Raw genomic sequence first — 25,099 nt, forward strand, 5'->3', positions numbered from 1 at the left:
CATCCGTCGAGGGTGCATGGAGCCTTAGGCTGAGCTAGTATTTGCGCTCTACTGCGTCCCTTGGGGAAGCGTGCATGGGTCGACGGAGGATTGTGGGCGTCGCCGTCGGCTTGGCGATACTGGCCCTTGTCGCGCCCCTGACGCTCATGACGTTGATCGCCCACCAGCGCGCAGTCGACGCCGAATACGCCCACCTGAACGGCTACGCCCGCGCGACGCTGCAACGGGCCGACCTGACCCTCACGGGCGCCAAGGCGGCGTTGCAAGTGATCGAGTCCCAGGGCCTCCGCGGCTGCACGGCAGCGCACGTCACTCGGATGCGGCAACTGACCATCGAGAACCGCATCATCGAGGAGATGGGCTACTATCAGCGCGGTCTTCTGACCTGCACCAGTTGGGGACCGGTCGCCGGACGAGTTCCGCGCGGCGCGCCGGATCAGGTGCTGGCCGGCGGCTACGGCCTTTTCACGGGCGTCAGGCCGAAGGTTAGCAAGGCGCACGAAATGGTCGTGCTGACCTCTGGCGACCATAACGTCCTGATCAATCCGCAGCAGCTCGTCGACGTGATCCTCGACACGGCCATGGTCCTCGGCGTCGCGACGCGGCAGGGCCGGGTCATCGTCCTGTCCGGCCAGGCGGATCCAGATCTGATCGCCCGCCTGAGCCAGGGGCCGCTCCGCGGCCTGGACGATCAGCACGTGTTCGTATCCGCCGCTGGCCGCGACCTGACCGCCTTCGCCGTGATCGGCCGGGCGGCGGTGAAGGGTCGCTTCTATCGCGAGCTGCTGGTGTTCGTACCGCTCGCCCTTTTGATCTCGGCGACGCTGATCGCCGTGGTGGTCTGGCTGTTGCGCCAGCGGCTATCACCGCGCGCGGCGCTGGAGGAAGCCCTTAGCGCCCGGGCTATTGTCGCGCACTACCAGCCGATCATCGACCTCGCCACTGGCCGCTGCGTCGGCGCCGAGGCGCTCTGCCGCTGGCGTCTGCCGGACGGCTCGTGGGCATCGCCGGACCAGTTCATTCCCCTGGCCGAAGAGAGCGGCTTGATCGACGCCCTGACCGACCTGATGATCGAGCGGGTGGTCGGCGATCTCGACGCCATGTTCGGCGGCGAGCATGAGGTCCATGTGGCGATCAACCTGTCGGTAAGCGACATTGAGACCGGCCGTTTCCTGCCTGTGCTTGCGCAAACCCTGGCGCGCACGGGGGTGCTGCCGTCGCAGATCTGGCTGGAGGCGACCGAACGTGGCTTCATCAACGCGGCCGCCGCCCGCGACGTCCTCGATCGCGCGCGGGCCGCCGGCTACATGGTCGCCATCGATGATTTCGGAACCGGCTACTCCAGCCTGTCCCTCCTGGAGAGCCTGCCGCTCGACGCGCTCAAGATCGACAGGTCCTTCATCGCCACCTTCGGCCGCGAGACCGCGACGAGCGTGGTGACGCCGCACATCATCGAGATGGCCCACAGCCTGAAGTTCGACATCGTCGCCGAGGGGGTCGAGACGGTCGAGCAGGAGTCGCTCGTCCGCGCCGCCGGGGTACAGTTCGCGCAAGGCTGGCTCTACGCCAAGGCCCTGTCGCCTGAAGACTTCGCGGCCTTCTTCTATGCGCGGAACTCGCCGACGGAACCCGCCACGCCCCTGGGCGTGCGGCTCAGGCCGCCGCGGTCTCCGGCTTCGACGTCGTAAGGGCGACGAACACGTCTTCCAGGTCCGGATCCTGGGTGGCGATGTCGCGGATGTGCAGGCCGGCCGCACGGACGGCCGCCAGCACCTGCTCGACGCTCGACTGGCCGGTGCGGTAGGCGACCGAGAAGCCGCCGGCGGGCAGGAGGGCGGTCTCAAAACCGGCCAGCACCGGCGCGCTTGTCACCGGCTCCTCCGGAGTCACAAGCACCAGACGGGTGTCCATTCGGGATAGCAGCTTAGGGGTCGGTTCGCAGGCCACGACCATCCCGCGATTGATGATGGCGATCTGGTCGCAGAGCTCCTGGGCTTCCTCCAGGTAGTGGGTGGTCAGCACGATGGTCACGCCCGCCCGGTTCAGCTCGACGACGTAGTTCCACAGTTGCCGGCGCAGCTCGACATCGACCCCGGCGGTCGGCTCGTCAAGGATCAGCACCGGCGGATTGTGCACCATGGCCTTGGCGACCATCACCCGGCGCTTCATGCCGCCGGACAGCTGGCGGACGTAGGCGTTGGCCTTGTCGGAGAGGCCGAGCGCCGCCAGCAGCGCATCGGTGCGCCGCTCGGACTTGGGCACGGCGTACATGCCGGCCGCGACGTCCAGCGCTTCGCGCGGCGTGAAGAAGGGGTCAGCGGCGATTTCCTGCGGCACCACGCCGATGGCGGCGCGGGCGTCGCGCGGGCGCTCATCGATGTCGCGGCCCCAGATCTCCACCGTGCCGGAGGTCTTGCGACAGATGCCGGCCAGGATGTTGATGAAGGTCGACTTGCCGGCGCCGTTAGGTCCCAGCAGGCCGAAGATCGACCCCCGCGGGATCGCCAGGTCCAGGCCGCGCAGGGCGTGCATCGGCGCCGTGGTCTTCGTACCCGGATAGGTCTTCGTCAGGCCCTGGGCGCGGATGGCGAAATCGGGAAGTGAATCGGGCTGGGTCATCGTAGCGTTTCCTAGCATGGGTCGGCCGCGTCGTCGTTGACGTCGAAAGCCCCGCTCAGATACCTAGGCGCGCAAAGAGGTTCTGAACTCATGGCCAGCCCGATCCGCTCCCCCATCCGCTCCACATCCCCCGCCCTGCCGAAGGGCGCCGAGGCCCAGACCCAGGTCGAGCCGCAGCCGGCGCCGGCCGCCCTCGTGCGAGACCTTTCGGCGCCCGAAGTGGTGACGGTGCGTTCGGGCCGGATCGCCTGTGATGGCGTCGGCGGCGCCCTGGGTCATCCGCGGGTCTGGCTGGAGATGGGCGGCGCCGACTTCGTCGAATGCCCCTATTGCGATCGCCGGTTCGTCCTGCCGGCCGGCTCGGAAGGCCCGGAGAACGAACAGGCCGCGCCGGGCGTCTACGAAGGCAGCCACGGCCACTAGGGCGCGCGGCCGCCGCCGATCCGCGCGGTCGTCTGGGTCGTCAGTCCCGCAGCAGCTCGTTGACCGAGGTCTTGGCGCGGGTGCCCTCGTCCACCGTCTTCATGATCACCGCAGCGTAGGTGGCGGGGCCGCCAGCCTCGCGCGCCGGCCGCGTGCCGGGCACGACGACTGAGAAAGCTGGCACTTCGCCGTAGATGGTGACGCCTGTGCGCCGGTCGATGATCGGCGTGGTCGAGGTGATGAAAACGCCCATCGACAGCACTGAGCCTTCGCGGACGATGACGCCCTCGGCCACTTCCGAACGCGCGCCGATGAAGCAGTTGTCCTCGATGATCGTGGGGTTGGCCTGCAGCGGCTCAAGCACGCCGCCGAGGCCCGCGCCGCCCGAGATGTGGCAGTTCTTGCCGACCTGGGCGCAGGAGCCGACGGTCGCCCAGGTGTCGATCATCGTGCCCTCGCCGACATAGGCGCCGATGTTGGTGAAGGACGGCATGATCACGACGTTCTTGGCGATGTGCGCGCCGCGGCGCACGACGGCGCCCGGCACGGCGCGGAAGCCGGCGGCCTGGAAGTCCTTCTCCGACCAGGTTTCAAACTTCGAGGGCACCTTGTCGAAGTAGGGGCCGGGCGCGGGGGCGCGCATCAGCTCGTTCGGCCGCAGCCGGAAGGACAGCAGGATCGCCTGCTTCATCCACTGGTTGACCGTCCAATCGCCATCAAGGCCGCGTTCAGCGACCCGCAGTTCGCCGGAATCCAGCAGGGTGATGGTCTCCTCCACGGCGGTGCGCACCGGGCCGCGGGTGGAGATGTTGACGCCGTCGCGGGCTTCCCAGGCGGCTTCGATCTCGGTCTTCAGGTCGGCGACGGTCAGCTTGGACATCTTAGAGCGTCTCTTTCAGGCGGGCCGCGGCGAGGAAGGCCGCGAGGGAATCGGTGCGATGGTCGACAAAGGCCGCGGTGGAGGCGGCCGCATGGGCGCCGACCAGGACGGTCGTCATGCCAAGCTTGTGCGCTGGCTGCAAGTTGCGCTCGGTGTCCTCGAAGAAGCAGGTGCGCGTCGCATCCAGGTTGTGGGCCCAGACGATCTTGTCGAAAGTCTCCGGCGCGGGTTTCGGCAGGAATTCAGCCGAGGCGATGTGGAAGACATCCTCGAAGAGATGCGCCAGGCCCAGTCGCTTCAGCACCCGCTCAGCAGAGACCGCGTCGGCGTTGGTGAAGATCAGCCGCTTCCCCGGCAGGCGCTCGATCGCCGCCAGCAGGGCCGGGTCATGGGCGAGGGCCTCCAGCGACAGGTCGTGGAACATGGCGTGGTAGTCGTCCGGGTCGACCCCCCAGTCCAGCATCATGCCGCGCAGCGTCAGGCCATGTTCCCGCAGGTAGCGTTTCTGCAAGGCGAAGGCTTCATCGCGCGGCAGGCCGGTGACTTTCTGCACATAGGTGGTCATCCGCGACACGGCTTCGTCAAGGAAGCCGGACTCGACAGGATAGAGCGTGTTGTCGAGGTCGAAGAGCCAGGCGTCGACGCCGCTCAGATCAACGCCTTCGGTGACGCTCATCGCGTAACCAGGGTCCCGGAGCCGTGCTCGGTGAACAGTTCCACCAGCATGGCGTGGGGCCGGCGGCCGTCCATGATGACCACGGCGTCGACGCCGGCCTCAACCGCGGCGATGGCCGTTTCCAGCTTGGGAATCATGCCGCCGGTGGCCACGCCGTCGGCGATGGCGGCGCGCGCCTCGGCGATGGTCAGTTCACGGATCAGCTGGCCGTTGGCGTCCAGCACGCCGCGCACGTCGGTCAGCAGCAGCATGCGCTTGGCGCCGAGCGCGCCGGCCAACGCGCCCGCTACGGTGTCGGCGTTGATGTTGTAGGTCTCGCCCGCGTCCGAGACCCCGATCGGCGCGACGACGGGGATGTAGTCCTCGTCGGCGAACATCAGGGCGTGAAGGATCTTGGGGTCGATGCGCTTGGGCTCGCCGACAAAGCCCAGGTCGACCATCTGCTCCACGTCGGAGTCCGGGTCTTTTCGGGTCCGGGTGACCTTCTCGACCGTGATCAGGCCGGCGTCCTTGCCCGACAGGCCCACGCCGCGCACGTCCGCCTCGGCGCCGGCCTGAGTGATCATGTTGGCGATCTCTTTGTTGATGGCGCCGGACAGCACCATCTCGGCGACCTCCATGGTGGCCTCGTCGGTCACCCGCAGGCCGTCGATGAAGGTCGACTTCACGCCGGCCTTCTGCAGCATGGCCGAAATCTGCGGCCCGCCGCCGTGCACCACCACCGGATGGACGCCCAGCATCTTCAGCAGAACAGCGTCGGCCGCGAACAGGCGTGCGACCGCCTCTTCGCCCATGGCGTGGCCGCCGTATTTGATGACGACGGTCTTGCGGTCATAGGTCTGGATATAGGGCAGGGCCTCGGCCAGGGTCTTGGCGGTGGCCCAGCCCTGAGCTTCGATATCGGTCGTGGAGGAAGTCGTTTGGGCGGTCACGTCGGGCTCCCGTCGGATCGGATCGCCCGGATAGCGGACAGGCCCGCCGCTGTCATCACGTCTTGGCGACAACGGCCTCATGCGCGAGGCCGCAGGCCAGCATGATCTCGGCCCGCAACTGCGGCATGCCGGCGCCCTTCTCCGCCGAGGTGGCGATCACCCGGGGGAAGGCGGCCGGTCGGCGCGAGATCAGCTTCAGCGTCTGCTCGACCAGCTTCTGGGCCTGGGGCGCTGTGATCTTGTCGGCCTTGGTCAGCACCACCTGGTAGGAAACGGCGGAGACATCGAAGGCGTCCAAGGCCTCCTTGTCGACGTCCTTGAGGCCATGGCGGGCGTCGATCAGCAGATAGGCGCGCTTCAAGTTGGGTCGGCCGCGCAGGTAGTCGCGACCGAGGTTCTGGAACTTCTTGACCTCGCTGCGGGCGGCGCGGGCGAAGCCGTAGCCCGGCAGGTCGACCAGACGCAGGACGTCGTCCACGACGAAGAAGTTGATCTCCCGCGTGCGCCCCGGCGCATTGGAGGCGCGCGCCAGGCGGTGCTGGCCAACCAGGGCGTTGATCAGCGACGACTTGCCGACGTTGGAGCGGCCGGCGAAGGCGACTTCGGGCAGGTCGGTGTCGGGCAAGCCCGCCATCTGCACCGCGCCCAGGGTGAAGCGGGCTTCGCGGGCGAAGGCGATCCGTGCGGCCTCGATCGTCTCGTCGTCGAAGACCGCGCCCTGCACATTCGCCATGGCGCTGGCGGCGGCCTCGTCCGTCACGTCACCGGGTCCGGCTTGCCGGTCACCTTGCGGATGATCCGGTCGATCGGGTTGTCGACCTTGAAGCGCCGCATGATCACGTACTGCTGCAGGATCGTCAGGCAGTTCGACCAGGTCCAGTAGATCAGCAGGCCTACGGCGAAGGGCGCCATGATGAAGGTGAAGATCAGCGGCATGAACTGGAAGACCCGCTGCTGCACGGGATCCGGCGCCGGCGGGCTCATGGACATCGAGAGCCACATGGTCAGGCCGTAGAGCAGCGGCAGGATGCCCAGATGCAGGCTGGTGTCGAGCAGGCCGCCGACCAGAGGCGCGCTGGCGGGGGCGAAGGGAATGAGGCCGAACAGGTTCCAGATGGTCGTCGGGTCCCGGTCCGACAGGTCGCGGATCCAGCCCAGGAACGGCGCGTGGCGCATCTCGATGGTGACGGTCAGGACCTTGTAGAGGGCGTAGAACACCGGGATCTGGAAGACCATGGGCAGGCAGCCGGCGACCGGGTTCACCTTCTCGCGCTTGTAGAGCTCCATGAGCTCGGTCTGCTGCTTGGTGGGATCGTCTTTGTATTTCTTGCGCAGCTCCTCCATCTGCGGCTGCACCTTCTTCATCTTGGTCATCGACTCGTACTGCTTGTTGGCAAGCGGGAAGAAGACGAGGCGAACGGCGACGGTCAGCGCCAGGATGGCGAAGCCGAAGTTGCCGAACCAATGGAAGAAGACGTTCAGCAGCTCGAACAGCGGACGGGTGAAGAACCAGAACATGCCCCAGTCGACGGCGTCGTCGAACCTCGGGATGCCCAGCTTGGCCTGGTAGTCCTTGAGGACGGGCACCGTTTTCGCACCAGCGAAGAAATGGGTGACGTTGACGCTCTGGCCGCCGGCCGGCACGGCGCGCGGCGCGCCGACGAAGTTGGCGTCGAAGACGTCCGTGCCTGTGGTCTTGGTGTCGCGGAACTGGCCGGTGATGGTTTCCCCCTGGTTGGGGATCATGGCCGCCAGCCAGTACTTGTCGGTGATGCCGACCCAGCCGCCCTTCGAGCTAACCTCCGGGCCGCCGCCGTCCTTGGCCCACTTCTTGAACTTGACGAGCTTCAGCTTGGGCGAGTCGCCGCCCAGAGCGCCGACAGCGCCTTCGTGGACGATCTGGTTTTCGCGCGTGGTCGGCAGGCCGTAGCGCTGTACGGCGCCGTAGGGCGCCAGGGTGATCGCCTGGGCCGTGGCGTTGGTCACCGCGTCGGTGACCGTAAACATGAAGGCGTCGTCGACCTCGATCTTACGGGTGAAGATCAGTCCCTGGCCGTTCTCATAGCGCAGCATCAGCGGCCGGCCGGGCGACAGGGTGTCGCCCTGCGCCAGCGTCCACGTGGTGGCGGCGCCGGGCAGACCGGGGACGTTCGCGCCGACCCAGCCGAACTCAGCGAACCAGGCCTGCTGGACGCCTTCGGGGCGCAGGAGCTCCACCGGCGGGGAATCCGACTTCACCGTCTCGCGGTACTGGGTGAGGAACAGGTCGTCGATCCGCGCTCCGCGCAGGGACAGGGAGCCCCTCAGCGCCGGGGTCGAGATCGGCGCTCGCGGCGCGGCGGCCAGCGCCTGGGCGCGTGTGATCTGGACGACAGGCTGTTGCATGCCGGGGCGCATCGGCGCGCCCACCTGGCCAGGAACGGCGGCGGGCGCGGCGGCGGCCCGCTGGGCCTGGGCGGCGGCGGCTTCGCGGCGTTTGGCGGCTGGCTCCAGGACAAAGAAGTTGTAGCCGACGAACAGGATGACCGCGCAGACCATGAAGATGATCGTGTTGCGTGTTTCGTCTTTCATGGGGGGCGCGGGCTCGGTTCTAGGCGTTTGGATCGGGCGCGGGGTCGGCGGACCGGGGGCGCGACGCATCGGCGGGGGGATTTAAGTCTGCGCCAGGATCGGCGGCGAGCCTTATCAGCGCGCTTTTCATATCGTCAAGCAAACGCGGCCACGGCCGAGTGGGCGCGCCGCCTCTGGCGATGAAGACATAGTCGAAACCAGGGCGCGCCAGATCGGGCAGAAGCGCGCGGGCGGCTTCGCGCATGCGCCGCTTGGCGCGGTTGCGGACGACGGCGCCGCCGACCCGGCGGGTGGCGGTGAAACCGGCGCGCACGAGGCTGGATCCGTCAGAGCGGGCGCGGGCCTGGACGAGCAACGCGCCGCGCGCGCAGACCGCGCCCTTGGCGCAGGCCAGGAAATCCGCGCGCTTCTTGAGACGCTCAAGCTTCGGGCGGTCCGGCTTAAGGACGGCGTCCGTCATCGGGCGCCTTGGCGGTCAGGCCGGCGATTAGGCGCTGAGGCGCTTACGGCCCTTGGCGCGACGACGGGCCAGGATCTTCTGGCCGTTCTTGGTGGACATGCGCAGGCGGAAGCCGTGACGGCGGGCGCGCACAAGACGGGACGGTTGGAAAGTGCGCTTCACGGGGAAGGCTCCGGATCAAAAATCGAGCGGCGGTGCTTAGTTGAAGGCCTCGCGCCTGTCAACGATGGTGGGGGTTTCGGACACGGCCTCGCGCATGAGTCTGGCCGCTGCGTCGGACGGGGCATAGCGGCTTTGCAGGGCGTGGGCGGTCAAGCTGGCGATCTCGCGGGCGGCTCGGGCTGCGGCCGGAACGACGCCGGTGAAGGCGACGAAGGCCTCCGTAAGGCTGTCATAGCGTCTGAAATGGCAGGAGACTCCGGCGCTGCGCAGGGCGCGGGCGTAGGCCTCGGCGCTGTCAGCGGCGGCGTCGAAGCCCGTGGTGGCGATGACGGCGGGCGCCAGGCCCGCGCCCTCGACCCCGGTGAAATCCGTTTCTGTAAAATCGGGCGACAGCAGGAACTGCAGCGCCGGCTGCGGCTCGCCCTGGATCTTCAGCTCAAGGGTGATGCGCGCGGCGATGGCGCCGCCCAGGCCCGCGCCACCGATCGCGGCGTCGTCAGCCGGCGCGCCGAACCGCTCGCCGTTGCGCCGTGTCCAGTCATAGATGGCCCGCACCCGCGTCACGGCGTCGTCCGGCGACAAAGACCTGGGCGCAGCGTCGACGCACAGCACGACGCTGCGCGCCTCGCGCGCAATCATGGCGCACAGCGCCTCACAGCCGTCGGCGTGGCTTGCCGGGCCGCTGGCGGCCGCGAAGACCAAGACGGGCAGATCGCTGTCCTGTCGCAATGGGCGCAGCGCCGTCGCGGCCGCCTGTCCCGTCGGGATATCGATGGTCAGGCGCTCGCGGGCGACGCTGGGGTCGGGATCGGGAAGACCCGCGTCGTCGCCGAGGCCATCCAGGCCGTTCAGGTATTGCAGTCGCGGATCGAGGGTGCGGCCAGCGCTATGCACGCCTGCGCCGCCTGACAGAAGCCGCAGGATCGGCGGCGGCAGGGACATGAAGATGCGGAACAGTCGCCGTCTGACGGCGCGCGCCGGCATCAATTGGCGCGTCCGAATCCTGGGGACACGGAAAGGCCGCCTAGGCCATGCAGGATCATGGTGACGGCGAAGTCGGCTGCGGCCTTGGTGTCGACCGGCCGGCGACGCAGCATCCGCTCGCCGATCTCGCGGGCGATCGCGATGCAGGCCGCGGCCATGTAGTCGGCGTCGGGGTTGGTCGGGCCACGGTCGGCAATGGCGGACAGGATCGCCTCGCGGACCTCGGCGAAGACCGCGGCGCGCTCAGGCGTCTCACCCTGCAGGATGGGTTGGTGCTCATGGGCGGGCCGCTTGGCCGCCCAGTTCTCGTGCTCGTCGGCGCAGAACTCGAAATAGGCGGTGATCGCGCCGCGTACGAAGCCTTCAAAGTCCACGGATTCGGCGCGCCGCGCCTTGAGGATCGGCGCGAACCGCCGCGCGCCCTCGTCGGAGAGGGCGGCGAACACCTCCTCCTTGGAGCGGTAGTAATTATAGAAGGTGCCGGCGGCCAGGCCGGTGCGGCGGATGATGTCGCGCACGGTGGCGGTCTCGTACCCCAGCTCACCGAAAACCTCGCGCGCGGCGTCCAGAATCGACCGGCGGTTCAGCTGCTTGGTCAGTTCGCGCTTGCCGCCGGCGAACCGGACGGACGATGCTTCAAAAGACTGGATGGCCTCGGACATGGGGCACTCAAAAGATGACGGGTGTCATCCATTATCAGCCGATCAGCGTTACGCCCCTGCGGCATCTTGGCCATCAAAGAGCGCCCGGCGACGCACAGATCAGGCGTCGATAAGGGACTGCAGGGCCATGGCGCCGGCGGGCGCGCGCACCTTTCCCTCGTGGATGATGAAGGCGTAGACCTCGCGCGGGGCCTTCGCCGGCGGGGCCGCCAGCACCGGCAGGTCGTCGGGCGCGTCGCCCTCCGCATAGGCCTTCAGGCGCTGGGCCCAGAGGCCGAGATCGGCCTCGCCGTAGGCTGTGGCGACGTCGTCGGCGCCGGTTTGCAGCCGCGCGTAGACAAGGTCGGCGGTGACATCGCAGATCAAGGGAAAGGTCGCGTGGTCGGCCAGGCAGATCGCTGCGCCATGCTTGCGCGCCAGCTCGACGAATTCAGCACAGACAAAGCTCGGGTGGCGCACTTCCAGCACGTGCCGCAGGGCCACGCCGTCGCGCGTCGTCGGCAACAGCTTCAGGAAGCCCTCGAAATCGCCTGGGTCGAATTTCTTGGTCGCCATGAATTGCCAGAGGATCGGCCCCAGCCGTTCGCCCAGTTCGACGAGGCCCTGGCCTAGGAACCGGTCGATGCTTTCTCCGCCCTCGGCCAGGACCTTGCGGTTGGTGGAGAAGCGCGAAGCCTTCACGGCGAACTTGAAGTCCGCCGGCGTCTGGGCCGCCCACTTGGCCCAGCTCTCGGGCTTGAAGGTCGAGTAGTAGGTCCCATTGATCTCGATGGTCTTCAGCTTCGAGGCCGCATAGGCGAGTTCATCGGCCTGACGCAGGCCGTCGGGATAGAACACCCCGCGCCAGGGCTCGAAGGTCCAGCCGCCGATGCCGGTGCGGATCGGTCCCACGTCGGCGCTCACTGGCGCATCGCCGCCGACTGGTCGCGCACCGCCTTGAACTCAGAACCGGCCTTCCACTCAGGCCAGGCCCGCGAATTGGCGAGTTGCTGGCCGAGGTCGAGCAGCAGACCCAGGTCGTTGCTCATCCCGTCGAACTTCCAGGCCGGATTAAACTCATCGGCCGGCTGGTGGTAGCGGTCACGGGTGTAGGCGTCGGCCGCGGCCTTGCCCGCCGCGACGCCGCCGCTTTCCAGGTCCTGGCCGGACTTGAACGAGATCGCCGGCAGGCCGCGTTTGGCGAGAGGGAAGTGGTCGGATCGGTAGAAGCTGCCGGCCTCAGGGCGCGCGTCCGGCGTGAAGCTCCGCCCACGGGACTTGGCCAGCGCGATCAGGTCGTCCTGCAGCGTCAGGGGCGCATCGCCCGACGTGGAGATGTCGCGCGCCGGGCCGTTGACGCCGGCGCCGTCCATGTTGATGTCGGCCACGGTCTTGCCCAGCGGATAGAGCGGATTGTCCGCATAGTATTCGGAGCCCAGCAGGCCTTTCTCCTCGGCGGTCACCGCCAGGAACAGCACCGAACGCTCAGGCTTCGGACCCTTGGCGAAGGCGCGGGCCAGTTCGATAAGGCCGGAGACCCCGGCGGCGTTATCGACTGCGCCATTATAGATCGTGTCGCCTTTGGCGTCGGCCGGGCCGACGCCCAGGTGATCCCAGTGGGCGGTGTAGACGACATATTCGTCCGGGCGCTTGGCGCCGGTCACGACGGCGGCGACGTTCTTCGAGATCACCTTCTGGGCATCGACGGCGAAATCGGCCGACAGGCTGACCCCGTTGAGCGCCACCGGCTTGAAGTCGCGGGTGCGCGCCACAGCTTTCAGCGCCTCGAAGTCGAGCCCGGCCCGCTTGAAGAGGTCGATGGTCGCGTCGCGCTGGATCCACCCCTCCAGCGGCGGATGGGCCTTTGTGGGGTCGTCGCGGATGATGTCGAAGATCGAGATGGTGTTGGAGTTCTTCACCGTCGCCCAGCCGTAGGCGGCCGGCGCCGTCTCATGGATGACCAGGAGACCCAGCGCGCCCTGCCGCGCGGCCTCCTCGTATTTGTAGGTCCAGCGGCCATAGTAGGTCATGGCCTTGCCGCCGAAGTCGCCTTCGCCAGTTTCGAAATCGGGATCGTTGACGAGGACCAGGCCGATCTTGCCCTTCAGGTCGACGCCCTTGAAGTCGTCCCAGCTGCGCTCCGGCGCCTTGACGCCGTAGCCCAGGAAGACCAGCGGCGCGTCCTTGACCGTCAGGTGGTCGATGTTGGTCTGCGGCGCGCGGAGGGCGACCTGATCGCCCTGCGCCCAGGTCAGGGTCTCAGGCCCGACCTTCGCGGACACCGCGACCGGGCCCTTGATCTCGAAACGCGCCAGGGGGACGTCCTGAGTCCACCCGCGGCCGCCGCTGGGCAGGGGCGAGCCGCCGGGCTGCGCGCCCGCCTGGCTGAGCGCCTTCACCAGATAGTCGACGGTCTTGGCTTCCGCCGGGGTCGCTGGTCCCCGGCCCTCGAAGTCGTCGGCGGAAAGGATGCGGATATGCTGGGCCAGCCGTGTCTCGTCCAGCCTGGGATCGGCGCCGGCCGCGCCGGCAAGCAGGCTGAAGATGGCGGCGCCGGCGAGAATTTTTTTCATCTATCCGCTCGTGTGGGGGCTGAACGACTTCTGATCCTAGGCCGCAGAGGCTGAAACGGCTAGATCGAACGCTGCGCGCGGTATAGGCGTGAAATCGACTCCGGCGTCACCCAAGTCTGTCGGGGGGCGTCGATCTCGCCCGTCCTTAGAGGTGTCAGTCCGACGAAGCTTTCCGCGTTGTAACTGGCCAGTCACGGTTTCCAGAGCAATTAGGGGTTCCATGCCTCGCGTCCTCCCCGCCCTTCTGGCTGTCCTGATGGTTTCCGGCTGCGCGACGCGGCCGGCCGACACGCGGCTGCCTCTCGCCTTCGAAGCGCCGGCCGGCGCGCCGGCGGCGGATGTCGCGGTGCTGGACCGCTGGTGGGAGGCCTATGGCGACCCGCAGCTTACCGGCCTGATCGATCAGGCGCTCATCGCCAATCCCGATGTGCGCAGCGCCACGGCGCGGCTTCGTGAGGTTTCAGCGCTTCGCCAGAGCGCGCTGTTCTCGTTCCTGCCGCAGGGCGACGCCACGGGCTCGGCCCGGCGCGTGCGAACCGAACAGCTCGACGGCACCGCCGTCAGCATTCCGGGGTTCAACACCTCCGGCGTGGCCGAGAACTACGCGGCCAATTTCAATGTCAGCTGGGAGGTCGACCTCTTCGGCCGCATCTTCGCCGCTGATCGCGCGGCCAAGGGCGACCTGGCGGCGGCGCGCTTCAACCTGGAGGGTGCGCGCGCCGCGATCGCCGCCCAGACCGCCAGCGCCTATTTCCAGGCGCGCGGCCTGGCGATCCAGCTGGGCGACGCGCGCGAGACCGAGCGGATCCAGAGCGCGCTCTACACGGTGGTCTCTCGCCGCGCCCAGATCGGCATTGTCGCGACCTCCGAGGCCGACCGCGTCGCCGGAGACCTCGCCCAGGCCAAGGCCCAGGTCCAGGGGCTGGAAGCGGACCTGCAGGTGCAGCGCCGGGCGATCCTGATCCTCGCCGGCCGGATCGTCGAACCGACCGCCAACATCGCCGTCACCCCCGTCGTCGGCGTGATCCCGCAGGTCCCTCTCGTCCTGCCCAGCGACCTGTTGATGCGCCGCCCGGATGTGCGCGAGGCCGAAGCCGGCGTCGCCTCGGCCGCGGGTCGTCGCGACGTGGCGGGCCTGGCGCTCCTGCCCACCATCACCTTCACGCCGGGCGTGGGATGGTCGCGCGTCGAGCAGCCCGGTTTCTTCACAGAGAGCCAGAGCTGGACCCTGGCGGGCAACGTCCTGCAACCGGTGCTGTCGATCCCCAGGCTGCTCGCCGATCTGAAGGCCGAGAAGGCCCGCACCGAACAGGCGCTCATCGCCTATGAGAAGACCGTGCAAACCGCGTTCAGCGAGGCCGAATCCTCGCTTGTCCGCCTCGACGCCGATCGCCGGCGTGTTGCTCTGCTGACCGAAGGCGAAGCCCGGGCCGGTCGCGCCTATCGCGCCTCAAAGCTGGGTTATGACCGCGGCCTGACCGATCTCCAGACGACGCTGGACGCCGAACGCGCGTGGCGCGCGGCGCGCACGGCGCTCACCTCGTCGCAGGTCCAGGCGCTGCAGCGCTCGGTCCAGGCCTTCCAGGCCGTCGGCGGCGGATGGCCGGCCTCATCCTACGCGCCGCCGAAACTCGCCACGATCAAGACCCCGACTTCAGCCCAGAACCAGGCCCGATAGACCGGCATGAGAGCAACAGCATTCCCCCTCGTCGCGCCCCTCGTCGCGATGGCCGCCGTCCTGGCGCTGTCGGCCTGCGGCAAGAAGCCTGAGGCCAGGCCCGATCCCGCCAGGCAGGCGCGGGCGGTCAGCGTCGTGCGTATCACCGATCAGGCGATCACCGGCGGCCTGGCGGCGGCGGGCGACCTCGTCGCCCGCGAGGAAGCCGCCGTCGCGCCGACCGGCGCGGGCTATCGCGTTTCCCGCGTCCTCACCGATGTCGGCCAGACCGTCCGCCAGGGCCAGGTGCTGGTCGAACTCGACCCAGGCCTTGTCCAGGCCCAGATCGCCCAGCAACAGGCGCTGGTCGCCCAGGCCGAGGCTCAGGCTGTGCAGGCCGAGGGCGAGGCCAGACGCGTCGCCGGCCTCGACGGGCAGGGCGTGCTCTCGCAGGAAGCCATTGACCAGCGCCGGGCCCAGGCCCGCGCCATGCGCGCCGCGGCCCAGGCCCAGGCCGCCGTGCTGCGCGACGCGAAGAGCCGCACCACGATCACCTCGCCGGTCTCAGGCCTCGTGCTGTCGCGTACGGTTCGGCCGGGCGACTTGACCGCCGGGACGGGCGAACCGTGGTTCCGGATCGCCCGCGACAGTCAGGTCGAACTGCAGGCCCAGCTGTCGGAGACCCAGCTCGCCGAGGTCCGTATCGGCCAGACCGCTCAGGTCAGCCTGCCCGGCGGCGGCGTGGTCACCGGCCGCATCCGCCTGATCAGCCCGCAGGTCGATCCGACGACCAAGCTCGGCTTCGTCCGCCTCAGCCTGCCCGTCCGCTCGGATATCCGCGCGGGCGGTTTTGCGCGGGCGACCTTCGGCGGCTCGGTCGCCAGCGGCCTGACCGCGCCGGAAACCGCCGTGCGCTTCGACGCCGACGGCGCCAGCGTCATGGCGGTGGACGCCAGTAATCGCGTCAAGCGCGTGCCGGTGCAGACCGGCGCGCGGGGCGCGGGCTTCGTGCAGCTGGTGAAGGGCCCGCCCGCTGGGACCCTCATCGTCCGTAGCGCCAGCTCGTTGATGCTGGACGGCGACATGATCCGGCCCGTCGAGACCAGCCAATGAGCGACGCGCCTTCTCCCCATGTGGCGCCGGCGCCAAGGTTCGCCATCTCGGCCTGGGCGATTAAGAACCCCATCCCCGTGGCGGTGCTGTTTATCGCCCTCATCCTGGCGGGGCTGATTTCCTACGTCACCCTGCCGATCAAGCAGTTCCCGAACATCAGCTTCCCGTTGGTCACGGTGACGGTGACGCAGAACGGCGCCGCCCCCGGCGAACTCGAGACGCAGGTCACCCGCCCGGTGGAAGACGCCATGGCGGGCCTGTCAGGCGTCAAGAACATCCAGTCCGTGGTCACCCAGGGCGCCTCGACGACCAGCATTGAATTCGAGTTCGGCGAAGACCTGCAGAAGAAGACCGACGAGGTCCGGTCGCGGATGGATTCCACGCGCGCCCTCCTGCCGCGCGACATCGACGAACCTACCGTCACCCGCGTCGAGATCGATTCCGCCCCGATCGTCACCTACGCCGTCTCGGCGCCGGAGATGTCGGACACCGAGCTCTCCTGGTTCGTCGACGACACGATCGCGCGCACCCTGCAGGCGCAGAAGGGCGTCGCCCAGGTCGCCCGTGTCGGTGGCGTCGAGCGCGAGATCAACGTCGTCGTCGATCCGGAACGGCTGGCCAGCGCCGGCGTCACGGCGGCGCAGGTCTCGACGGCCCTGGCCGCCGTGAACCTCGACGCCCCGGGCGGCCGGGTCTCGGTCGGCGGCCGCGAGCAGACTCTGCGGGTCCTGGGCTCGGTCCGCACCGTGGCGGAGCTGCGCGACCTCACGGTCGCCGCGACCAACGGCCGCTTCGTTCGCCTGGGCGATGTGGCCGACATCGGCGACGGCGCCTCGGAGCCGCGCGGCTTCGCCCGACTGAACGGCCGGCCGGTCGTCGGCTTCCAGGTCATGCGCACCCGCGACGGCTCCGATGTCTGGGTCGACGACCTGGTGGTCAAGGCGCTGGCCAAGCTCGAGAAGGAACACCCCGGCGTCTCCTTCACCCGAATCTTCGCATCCGTCGATGAGACCCGCGCCAGCTACCACGCGACCATCCGCGTGCTGCTGGAGGGGATGGCGCTCGCCGCCATCGTCGTCTTCTTCTTCCTGCGCGACTGGCGATCCACGCTGATCACCGCCATCGCCATGCCCATGTCGCTGATCCCGACCTTCTTCGTCATGAAGTTGTTCGGTTTCTCCATCGACCTGATCACCATGCTGGCGCTGACCCTGGTCATCGGCATCCTGGTCGACGACGCCATCGTCGAGATCGAGAATATCGAGAAGCGCATCGAGCGCGGCGAGCGGCCCTATTACGCGGCCCTGGTGGGCGCCGATTCCATCGGCCTGGCGGTCATCGCGACCACGATGTCGATCGTCGTGGTGTTCACTCCGGTCAGCTTCATGCCCGGCATCTTCGGCCAGTTCTTCAAACCCTTCGGCATCTGCGTCTCGGTGGCGGTGCTCTTTTCGCTGGTCGTCGCCCGCCTGCTGACCCCGCTTCTAGCGGCCTATATCCTGGCGCCGTCCAAGGCGCCGCACCCGCGCAAGCCCTTCGATGGCCGATATCGGCGCGCCCTGGATTGGGCGCTCGATCACCGCATCATCGCCTGCATCGTCGGCGGGCTGCTGTTCTTCGCCTCGCTGGGCATCGTGCCGTTCATTCCCACCGGCTTCCAGCCTCCCGGTGATCCCGACTACCTCTTCGTCAAGGTGCAGGGCCCGCCGGGCGCGACCCTGCAGTCGATGGAGCAGACGGTGCAGCGGGTCAGCCGCGTGTTCGTCGGCCAGCCGGAGGTGAAGGACATTTTCGCCCAGATCGGTTCGTCGGCGGACACCGGCGGTCCGGGCGGCGGCGGGGGCGGCGGGGGCGATATGCGCGAAGGCACCGTGACGGTGATCCTGAACGGCGACCGTCACACGACAGGCGACCAGATCCGCGACCGCCTGCGCGAGAAGCTGCTGCTGATCCCCGACGCCCGCGTCAGCTTCCTGGATTCTTTCGGCGCGGCCGGATTCCAACAGGTGCTGTCCGGGACCAACCCGGCGAACCTCGAGCGGGCCGCGTTGCAGCTCGAACAGCAGATGCGCACCTTGCCGATGATTTCCGATCCCCGGCCGGCCCGCCCGCCGGTGGGCCCGGAGATCGTCATCACGCCGCGGGCTGACGAGGCGGCCCGCCTGGGCGTCTCCGCAGCGGCGATCGCCCAGACGGCCCGCGTCGCCACGGTCGGCGACATCGACGCCAATGTGGCGAAGCTGACCGACGGCGAGCGGCGGGTGCCGATCCGCGTGCGCCTGCCGGTTGGCGACCGGAGCGACATCGAGCGTATCCAGGGCTTGCGCATCCCGACCGGCAGCGGCGGCGTCACGACCCTGGGCGCTGTCGCCGACATCGAGTTCAAGGCGGGTCCCGCGCGGATCGACCGGCTGAACCGGGCCCGCCAGATGACGGTGAACGCCGAACTGAGCGGCGCGACTCTGGGTCAGGCGACGAAGGCGGTGAACGATCTGCCGATCATGAAGAACCTGCCGGCGGGCGTGCAACCCGCGGCTCTAGGCGACGCCGAGGCCATGGCTGAGATGTTCGGCGTGTTCGGTACGGCGATCTTCGCCGGCGTGGCCATGATCTATGGCGTGCTGGTCCTGCTGTTCCGCTCCTTCTTCAAGCCGGCGGTCATCCTGTCGGCCCTGCCGCTGGCCGTGGGCGGGGCCTTCCTGGGACTCCTCATCACCCGCCAGATGTTGTCGCTGCCGTCGCTCATCGGCTTCCTGATGCTGCTGGGCCTCGCCGCCAAGAACTCCATCCTGCTCGTCGAGTACGCCATCGAGCAGGAGCGCAGCGGCGTCAGCCAGCGCGAGGCCCTCATCGAGGCCTGCCGCGAACGGGCGCGGCCGATCGTCATGACCACTGTGGCCATGGCCGCCGGCATGCTGCCCACAGCGCTCGCCTTCGAGAAGGGCTCGGAATTCCGCCAGCCCATGGCGGTGGCGGTGATCGGCGGCCTGATCACCTCGACGGTGCTGTCCCTGGTCCTCGTGCCGGTCGTCTATGAGATCGCCGACGACTTCGAGATGTGGCTGAGGCCGAAGTTCGCGCGGTTCATGACACCACGCGACGCGCCCGACCCCACGGTCGCTGCGACCGCTCCGGTTGTGACCTCCGGCGCCCCGCTGGTCGAACGCCGCCGCGGCTTCCGACTGCCCTGGTCGCGCTGACAGGCTCGTGGTTCCCTTCTCCCTAGCGGAGAAGGGCGTCAGAATTCCCCGGCCAGGATCCGGCCAAACAGGATGGGGTCGATGTTCCCGCCGGAGAGGATCAGGCCGACGGTCCGGCCCTTGGGCTGGATCGCGCCGGTCAGGAGGGCCGCCAGCCCCACCGCGCCGCCGGGCTCGACGACCAGCTTCAGGGTCTGGGCCGCATAGCGCACGGCCTCGGCGACGGCGGGATCGCTGAGGGCGGCGACGCCTGAGAGGTTCGCCTGGACGATCGGCCAGGTCAGGTCGCCCAGCATTGGTGATTCCAGCGCGTCGCAAAGGGTGCGGACGGCAGGCTTCACGCCGATCCGCTCGCCGGCCGCGAGGGACCGCCGCGCATCGTCATAGGCCAGGGGCTCAGCCCCATAGATCTCCACCTGCGGCTGCAGCGCCTTCAACGCGATGGCGACGCCGCTGATCAATCCGCCGCCGCCCACCGGGCAGATCACCAGGTCCAGGGCGTCCGCCTGCCGCGCGAGTTCCAGCCCTGCCGTGCCCTGGCCGGCGATGATGTCAGCGTCGTCGAAGGCCGGCACGACAACGGCGCCGCGTTCGGCCGCGATCTGCCGCGAGATCGCCTCGCGGTCCTCCGTCAGCCGGTCGTAAAGGAGGATCTCGGCGCCATAGCCGCGAGTCGCCTCCAGCTTCACCCGGGGCGCGTCGGCCGGCATGACGATCACCGCCGGCATGCCCAGCAGTCGTGCGGCCAGCGCCACGCCCTGGGCGTGGTTGCCCGACGAGAAGGCGACGACGCCGGCGCCTTTGCGCTCGGCCGGGATCTGCGACAGTCGATTGAAAGCGCCGCGGAACTTGAAGGCGCCGACCCTTTGCAGGGTTTCAGGTTTGATCAGCACCCGGCCGCCGACGCGATCGTTCAGCGCCGGGCTCTCGATCAGCGGGGTCGTGACGGCGTGGCCGGCCAGGCGGGCGGCGGCGGCTTCGATATCGGCGAATGTCACAGCGAGGGTCATAGTGGTCAGGATAGAACCGTTCAGGGTTGAGGCGAAGGTCCGCATCGTCTAAACCGCGCCCGCTAATTCGATCCAAAGCCCAGCCGACGAGCACCTGTCGAAGGTCGGTTGAGGTTCGCCGGGCAGGTCGGGAGATCGTATCCAACATGGCTAATGTGACCGTGATCGGCGCCCAGTGGGGCGACGAGGGCAAGGGCAAGCTTGTCGATTGGTTGTCCAACCGCGCCGACGTGGTCGTGCGCTTCCAGGGCGGGCACAACGCCGGCCACACCCTGGTTGTCGGCGACCAGACTTACAAGCTCTCGCTGCTGCCCTCCGGCGTGGTCCAAGGCAAGCTGTCGGTGATCGGCAACGGGGTCGCCGTCGACCCCTGGCATCTCCTGTCCGAGATCGAGAAGATCGCCGGCCAAGGCATTGTCATTACCCCGGACCTCCTGGTCCTGGCTGACAACGCCTGCCTGATCCTGCCGCTCCATCGCGATCTCGACCAGGCCCGCGAGGCCGCCGCCACCAAGAAGATCGGCACCACCGGCCGCGGCATTGGACCTGCCTATGAGGACAAGGTCGGCCGCCGGGCCATCCGCGTCGCCGACCTTGAGGACCGCGAGGCGCTGGTCGCCAAGATCGACCGCCTGCTCGCCCATCACACACCGCTGCGCGCGGGCCTCGGCCTGCCGCCGGCCGATGGCGACGCCCTGCTGGCCGAGTTGGAAGCCATCGCGCCCAAGATTCTCGCCTACGCCAAGCCGGCATGGCTGACCCTCGACGAGGTGGCGAAATCCGGCCGCCGGATCCTCTTCGAAGGCGCGCAAGGCGCGCTGCTCGACGTCGACCACGGCACCTACCCCTACGTCACCTCGTCCAACACGGTCGCCGGCCAGGCCGCCGCCGGCTCGGGCCTCGGCCCGCGCAGCGCCGGCTTCGTGCTGGGCATCGTCAAGGCCTACACCACCCGTGTCGGCGAAGGCCCGTTCCCGACCGAGCTGTTCGACGAGGTCGGCCAGCACCTGGGTACGGTCGGCCGCGAGTTCGGCACCGTGACCGGCCGCGCCCGCCGCTGTGGCTGGTTCGACGCCGCCCTGGTCCGCCAGTCGGTGGCGCTGAGCGGGATCGCTGGCGTGGCCCTGACCAAGCTCGACGTTCTTGACGGGCTGCAGACGCTGAAGATCTGCACGGGTTACCGCCTCGACGGCCGCGACATCGGCTACCTGCCGGCCGGCCTGAAGGCCCAGGCCGCGCTGGAGCCTGTCTATGAAGAGATGGACGGCTGGTCGGAATCGACCCAGGGCGCCCGCACCTGGAAGGACCTGCCGGCCGCGGCGGTGAAATATGTCCGCCGCGTCGAGGAGCTGATCGGCGCCCCGGTCGTGTTGCTCTCCACCAGTCCCGAGCGCGACGACACCATCCTCATGCGCGACCCGTTCCAGGATTAGAATCTCCGAGCAGGATTATTTCGCCACGCACAGCCATCGCGCGCGGTGCCGGTTCTCGGCGTTGTCGATCCAACCTGAAATCTTCGGACTGACCAGGTTGCGGTTGACCGTAAACATGATCGGGATCGTCGCCTCATCGTCGAGCATCAGTTGCTCGGCCTGCCTGAGCAGTTCGGCGCGCCTGATCATGTCCGGTTCGCGATCGGCGGCGTCCATCAGGGCGTCATAGGCCGGGTTGTCGTAGTCGCCGTAGTTCTGCGCCCCGGTGTCCGATCGCATCAGGCCAAGGAAAGTCACCGGGTCGTTGAAGTCGGCGTACCAGGACATCGAGCCGATCTGGAAGTCGCGGGCGCGGTAGGCGGCGAACACCACCTGGCCCTCGTTCTGCACCAGCGACACCTCAACGCCGATCAGCCGCCAGTCGGCCTGGATCGCCTCCATCAGCAGCAGCGTATCAAGGCTGTTGGCCGCCTTGATCTCGAGCTTCAGTGGATGGCCGGGACCGTAGCCGGCCTCAGCCAGGAGGCGTTTGGCCTCGGCCTGCCGAGCCGGGAAGCTCATCCCAGCCCAACGCAGCCGCGCGGGCGTTGTGGTCGAGCCGGCGGTGATCGGCGGCGTGAAGCTGTAGGCGGGCAACTCGCCGGCGCGCATCAGCTTGCCGGTGATGAACTCGCGGTCGACGGTCATCGACAATGCGCGCCGCACCCGGATGTCGCGCAGCGCCGGCACATTACGCGTGTTGAACGACAGGTAGCTGGTGGCCAGCGACACGTGGGTGCGGACGTAGGCCGGCATGGTTTCGCGCAGGCGGCCGATCCGGTTAGAGGAAAAGCGGTTCGAGATATCGAGTTCGCCGCGCTGGACGCGGCGCTCTCCGGTGACCGAGTCCGCCGTCGGGTAGTAGTTGATGCGGTTCACGCAGACCCTCTGGGCGTCATAGAACCGCGGGTTCTTCTCAACCTGGATACGGTCGCCAAGGCGCCACGCCGTCAGCTTGAAGGGGCCGTTGCCGACGTAGTGCTCGGGCCGGACCCAGGCGTCGCCGTACTTTTCGACCACATGGCGGGGCGCCGGAAAGAAGCTCTGGTGCTTGGTGAGTTGCGCCAGATAGGGCGCTGGGTGTTCCAGCCTGAACTCCAGGGTCCGGTCGTCCAGGGCGCGCACGCCCAGCGCGCTCGGCGGCAGTTCACCCTCGCCGACCTGGCGGCCGTTCTTCAGCAGATAGGCCATGTAGCCATAGATCGATGCGGTCTTCGGATCGAGAATCCGCTGCAGGCCATAGACATAGTCGTTCGCCGTCACCGGGACGCCGTCCGACCACTGGGCCTCGCGCAGGTGAAACGTCCAGGTCAGGCCGTCGGCGCTGGTCTCCCACGAGGTCGCCATGCCGGGGACGGGCTGGCCATCGGGACCGTCCGTCGTCAGGCCGACGATCAGGTCGGCGATGATGTTGGACTCCTCGACCAGGTTGGCCTTCTGCGGATCCAGGGTGAAGGGCTCGGAGCTGACGCCGTACTCCAGGCAGACCTCGCCCGCCGGACAGGGCGCGCGGGTCGCCGCCTGCCGCTGGCAGGCCGCCAGGCCCAGGAGCGCGACGGCCAGGGCGAGGCCCGCCCTCATGCCGGCTGGTAGCTCTGGAAGGTCTTGCCCTCGGCGGCGAGCCGCTTCAGCAGGGGCGCCGGCGCGAACATCGGATCGCCGGTCTGGGCGTGGTAGCGCTCCAGCGCCTCGACCACCTTGGCCAGGCCGACGCTATCGGCCCAGAACATCGGCCCGCCGCGATAGGGCGGCCAGCCGTAGCCATAGATGGCGGCGATATCGACGTCCGAGGCGCGGACCACGACGCCCTCCTCCAAGGCGTGCGCCGCCTCGTTGACCACGACGTAGAGATTGCGCTCCAGGATCTCTTGTTCGCTGATCTCGCGCCGCGCGATCCCCATCTTCTCGGCGAAGGCCGCGACCACCTGGGCCGCCTCCGGCGAGGGGCTCGGATTGCGCGCCTCGTCGTAGTCGAAGAAGCCCTTGCCGTTCTTCTGGCCCAGCCGGCCGGCCTCGGCCAGCGCGATGCGCACGGTGGGCTTGCCCGGCTCGTCAGGGATGATGTCGAGGCCCGACAGGTCCATGGTCGCCAGCGATCCCATGGGGAAGCCGTAGTCGAAGATGACCTTGTCCATCACGGCCGGATCAGCCCCCTCCAGCAACAACGCCTGGGCCTGTTCGGCCCGCCGGCGCATGATCCGGTTGGCGATGAAGCCCGGGCAGGTGCGGACGACCACGCCCGACTTGCCGAGCGCCCGCGAAAGCTTGATGGCGGTCGCCACCACCGACTTCGCGGTCTTCGTGCCGCGGACGATCTCCAACAACTTCATGATGTTGGCAGGCGCGAAGAAGTGCAGGCCGATCACCTGTTCCGGCCGGCTCACCACCGAGGCGATCTGGTCGATGTCGAGGAAAGAGGTGTTGGACGCCAGGATCGCGTCCGGCCTGCAGACCCGGTCCAGGTCCTTGAACACCGCCTGCTTGACGTCCAGCCGCTCGAACACCGCCTCGATGACCAGGTCGACCTGGGCGAAGGCGCTGGCCATGTCCAGCGACGGGGTCAGCCGCGCCAGGCGGGATTCCATCTCGGCCTCGGTCAGCGAGCCGCGCTTGACTGTGCTTTCGTAGTTCTTGCGGATCGTGGCCAGGCCACGGTCCAGGTTCTCCTGGCGGGCCTCGACGATGGTCACCGGCAAGCCGGCGTTCAGCAAGGTCATGGCGATGCCGCCGCCCATGGTGCCGGCGCCCAGGACGCCCACAGTCTTGATGTCGACGGTGGGGGTGTCGGCCGGGATGTCGGGGATCTTGCTGATCGCCCGCTCGGCGAAGAAGACATAGCGCAGGGCGGCCGACTGCGGGCTCATCATGCGTTCGATGAACAGCTTGCGCTCGGCCGCGAGACCCTCCTCGAAGGGCAGGTCGACCGCTGCCTGGATGGCGCTGATCACCGCCTCCGGGGCCTCCATGCCGCGCATGCGTCGCGCATTGGCTTTGCGGAAGGCCTCGAACAGTTCGGGCTTGCCCCGGGCGGCCTCGATCTTGTCGGTCATGGCGCTGACCCGGCGGATGGGGGCGGCGTCGGCCACCAGTTTCCGAGCGAAGGCGATGGCCTCAGAAACAAGCGCGCCCTCTGTCGTCAGGGCGTCGATCAAGCCGACCTTCAGGGCCTCGGGGCCGCGGACGTTGCGGCCGGAGACGGCGATGTCGAGGGCGGCTTCCACGCCGATCAGGCGTGGCAGGCGCTGGGTGCCGCCGCCGCCGGGCAGCAGACCGAGCTTGACCTCCGGCAGGCCGAGCTGCGCCGAGGGGACCGCGACGCGGTAGTGGCAGGCCAGCGCCACCTCCAGCCCGCCGCCCAGCGTCGTTCCGAAGAGCGCCGCCACCGTGGGCTTCTCCAGGGTGTCCAGAAGGGCCAGCACATCAGCCAGGGTGTGGTCGCCAGATCGGCCGATGGAGGCGATGTCGGCGCCGGCGATGAAGGTGCGGCCCGCGCAGGTCAGCACGATCGCCCTGGCCTCGCTGGCCGCGGCGGCGGCGAAACCCTCATAGAGGCCGTCCTGCACATCCGGCGAGAGGGCGTTCACCGGCGGAGAGTCGAGGGTGATGACCGCGATGTCGCCGTCATAGGAAAGATCCGTCACCGCATTGATCTTGGCCATGGTTCAGGCGTTCTCCCTTGAGCGAAGCGTCAGCATATCGTCTTTCTGACGTTGGATCGAACATAGG

Annotated in this window: 21 protein-coding genes; 6 read left to right on the forward strand and 15 right to left on the reverse strand. The window is 68.4% G+C overall.

What is annotated here, in order from left to right; translation table 11 throughout:
* Positions 1–74: 74 nt before the first annotated feature.
* Positions 75–1,688, forward strand: a complete 1,614-nt coding sequence (locus BN1313_RS02805; RefSeq protein WP_091736311.1) for an EAL domain-containing protein — start codon at positions 75–77, stop codon at positions 1,686–1,688.
* Here BN1313_RS02805 and BN1313_RS02810 read toward each other — a convergent pair.
* A complete protein-coding gene (locus BN1313_RS02810; RefSeq protein WP_091736332.1) occupies positions 1,654–2,619 on the reverse strand; it encodes an ABC transporter ATP-binding protein in 966 nt (321 codons plus the stop codon). The genes BN1313_RS02805 and BN1313_RS02810 overlap by 35 nt on opposite strands.
* 90 nt (positions 2,620–2,709) lie before the next feature.
* Here BN1313_RS02810 and BN1313_RS02815 point away from each other — a divergent pair, with 90 nt between their 5' ends.
* Positions 2,710–3,042, forward strand: coding sequence for a zinc-finger domain-containing protein (locus tag BN1313_RS02815; RefSeq protein ID WP_091736335.1), 333 nt, complete (start codon positions 2,710–2,712; stop codon positions 3,040–3,042).
* A gap of 40 nt (positions 3,043–3,082) precedes the next feature.
* Here BN1313_RS02815 and dapD read toward each other — a convergent pair whose 3' ends face one another.
* From dapD to BN1313_RS02870, 11 genes are all read right to left on the reverse strand, one after another.
* On the reverse strand, positions 3,083–3,922 hold the full coding sequence (gene dapD / locus BN1313_RS02820) for a 2,3,4,5-tetrahydropyridine-2,6-dicarboxylate N-succinyltransferase (protein ID WP_091736338.1): 840 nt from the start codon (positions 3,920–3,922) through the stop codon (positions 3,083–3,085).
* A 1-nt stretch (position 3,923) separates the two neighbouring features.
* Positions 3,924–4,598, reverse strand: a complete 675-nt coding sequence (locus tag BN1313_RS02825; RefSeq protein WP_091736341.1) for a pyrimidine 5'-nucleotidase — start codon at positions 4,596–4,598, stop codon at positions 3,924–3,926.
* Positions 4,595–5,530: an acetylglutamate kinase gene (gene argB, locus BN1313_RS02830; RefSeq protein ID WP_245620069.1), complete on the reverse strand. Its 936-nt coding sequence runs from the start codon at positions 5,528–5,530 to the stop codon at positions 4,595–4,597. Before argB ends, BN1313_RS02825 begins: the two co-directional genes overlap by 4 nt.
* A gap of 55 nt (positions 5,531–5,585) precedes the next feature.
* Entirely contained in the window at positions 5,586–6,263 is a 678-nt protein-coding gene (gene yihA / locus BN1313_RS02835) for a ribosome biogenesis GTP-binding protein YihA/YsxC (RefSeq protein ID WP_091742187.1), read from the reverse strand.
* 23 nt (positions 6,264–6,286) lie between these two features.
* Positions 6,287–8,101, reverse strand: coding sequence for a membrane protein insertase YidC (yidC, locus tag BN1313_RS02840; protein WP_091736347.1), 1,815 nt, complete (start codon positions 8,099–8,101; stop codon positions 6,287–6,289).
* A 19-nt stretch (positions 8,102–8,120) separates the two neighbouring features.
* The gene (rnpA, locus tag BN1313_RS02845) at positions 8,121–8,561 is read right to left on the reverse strand and encodes a ribonuclease P protein component (RefSeq protein ID WP_091736350.1); all 441 of its coding nucleotides are present in this window, start codon (positions 8,559–8,561) and stop codon (positions 8,121–8,123) included.
* A 27-nt stretch (positions 8,562–8,588) separates the two neighbouring features.
* A complete protein-coding gene (gene rpmH, locus BN1313_RS02850; protein ID WP_068877158.1) occupies positions 8,589–8,723 on the reverse strand; it encodes a 50S ribosomal protein L34 in 135 nt (44 codons plus the stop codon).
* A 36-nt stretch (positions 8,724–8,759) separates the two neighbouring features.
* Positions 8,760–9,707 (reverse strand): alpha/beta hydrolase, encoded by a 948-nt coding sequence (locus BN1313_RS02855; RefSeq protein ID WP_091736352.1) that lies wholly within the window; start codon positions 9,705–9,707, stop codon positions 8,760–8,762.
* Positions 9,707–10,369, reverse strand: a complete 663-nt coding sequence (locus tag BN1313_RS02860; RefSeq protein ID WP_091736355.1) for a TetR/AcrR family transcriptional regulator — start codon at positions 10,367–10,369, stop codon at positions 9,707–9,709. The genes BN1313_RS02855 and BN1313_RS02860 overlap by 1 nt, the downstream gene beginning before the upstream one ends.
* Before the next feature lie 99 nt (positions 10,370–10,468).
* Complete coding sequence (locus BN1313_RS02865) at positions 10,469–11,272, reverse strand: DUF72 domain-containing protein (RefSeq protein WP_245620070.1); 804 nt, start codon at positions 11,270–11,272, stop codon at positions 10,469–10,471.
* Positions 11,269–12,921 (reverse strand): M28 family metallopeptidase, encoded by a 1,653-nt coding sequence (locus BN1313_RS02870; protein WP_091736358.1) that lies wholly within the window; start codon positions 12,919–12,921, stop codon positions 11,269–11,271. Before BN1313_RS02870 ends, BN1313_RS02865 begins: the two co-directional genes overlap by 4 nt.
* Before the next feature lie 220 nt (positions 12,922–13,141).
* On the opposite strand from BN1313_RS02870, the gene BN1313_RS02875 reads away from it, so the two are divergent.
* From BN1313_RS02875 to BN1313_RS02885, 3 genes are read left to right on the forward strand one after another with little or no spacing between them, the layout of a single operon-like run.
* A complete protein-coding gene (locus tag BN1313_RS02875) occupies positions 13,142–14,599 on the forward strand; it encodes an efflux transporter outer membrane subunit (RefSeq protein ID WP_091736361.1) in 1,458 nt (485 codons plus the stop codon).
* Between the two features lie 6 nt (positions 14,600–14,605).
* The gene (locus tag BN1313_RS02880; protein ID WP_091736364.1) at positions 14,606–15,691 is read left to right on the forward strand and encodes an efflux RND transporter periplasmic adaptor subunit; all 1,086 of its coding nucleotides are present in this window, start codon (positions 14,606–14,608) and stop codon (positions 15,689–15,691) included.
* The gene (locus BN1313_RS02885) at positions 15,688–18,891 is read left to right on the forward strand and encodes an efflux RND transporter permease subunit (protein WP_091736367.1); all 3,204 of its coding nucleotides are present in this window, start codon (positions 15,688–15,690) and stop codon (positions 18,889–18,891) included. The genes BN1313_RS02880 and BN1313_RS02885 overlap by 4 nt, the downstream gene beginning before the upstream one ends.
* Positions 18,892–18,929: 38 nt before the next feature.
* Here BN1313_RS02885 and BN1313_RS02890 read toward each other — a convergent pair whose 3' ends face one another.
* Complete coding sequence (locus BN1313_RS02890; RefSeq protein WP_245620071.1) at positions 18,930–19,901, reverse strand: threonine ammonia-lyase; 972 nt, start codon at positions 19,899–19,901, stop codon at positions 18,930–18,932.
* A gap of 146 nt (positions 19,902–20,047) precedes the next feature.
* Between BN1313_RS02890 and BN1313_RS02895 the strand changes: the two genes are divergently transcribed.
* The gene (locus tag BN1313_RS02895; RefSeq protein WP_091736373.1) at positions 20,048–21,334 is read left to right on the forward strand and encodes an adenylosuccinate synthase; all 1,287 of its coding nucleotides are present in this window, start codon (positions 20,048–20,050) and stop codon (positions 21,332–21,334) included.
* Between the two features lie 15 nt (positions 21,335–21,349).
* Here the strand turns inward: BN1313_RS02895 and BN1313_RS02900 are convergent, their stop codons facing one another.
* Both BN1313_RS02900 and BN1313_RS02905 read right to left on the reverse strand, forming a co-directional pair.
* Complete coding sequence (locus tag BN1313_RS02900) at positions 21,350–22,954, reverse strand: peptide ABC transporter substrate-binding protein (protein WP_091736376.1); 1,605 nt, start codon at positions 22,952–22,954, stop codon at positions 21,350–21,352.
* Positions 22,951–25,032: a 3-hydroxyacyl-CoA dehydrogenase NAD-binding domain-containing protein gene (locus BN1313_RS02905; protein ID WP_091736379.1), complete on the reverse strand. Its 2,082-nt coding sequence runs from the start codon at positions 25,030–25,032 to the stop codon at positions 22,951–22,953. Before BN1313_RS02905 ends, BN1313_RS02900 begins: the two co-directional genes overlap by 4 nt.
* Between the last annotated feature and the right edge of the window lie 67 nt (positions 25,033–25,099).

The organism is Phenylobacterium immobile (ATCC 35973), from assembly GCF_001375595.1.
Lineage (GTDB): Bacteria > Pseudomonadota > Alphaproteobacteria > Caulobacterales > Caulobacteraceae > Phenylobacterium > Phenylobacterium immobile.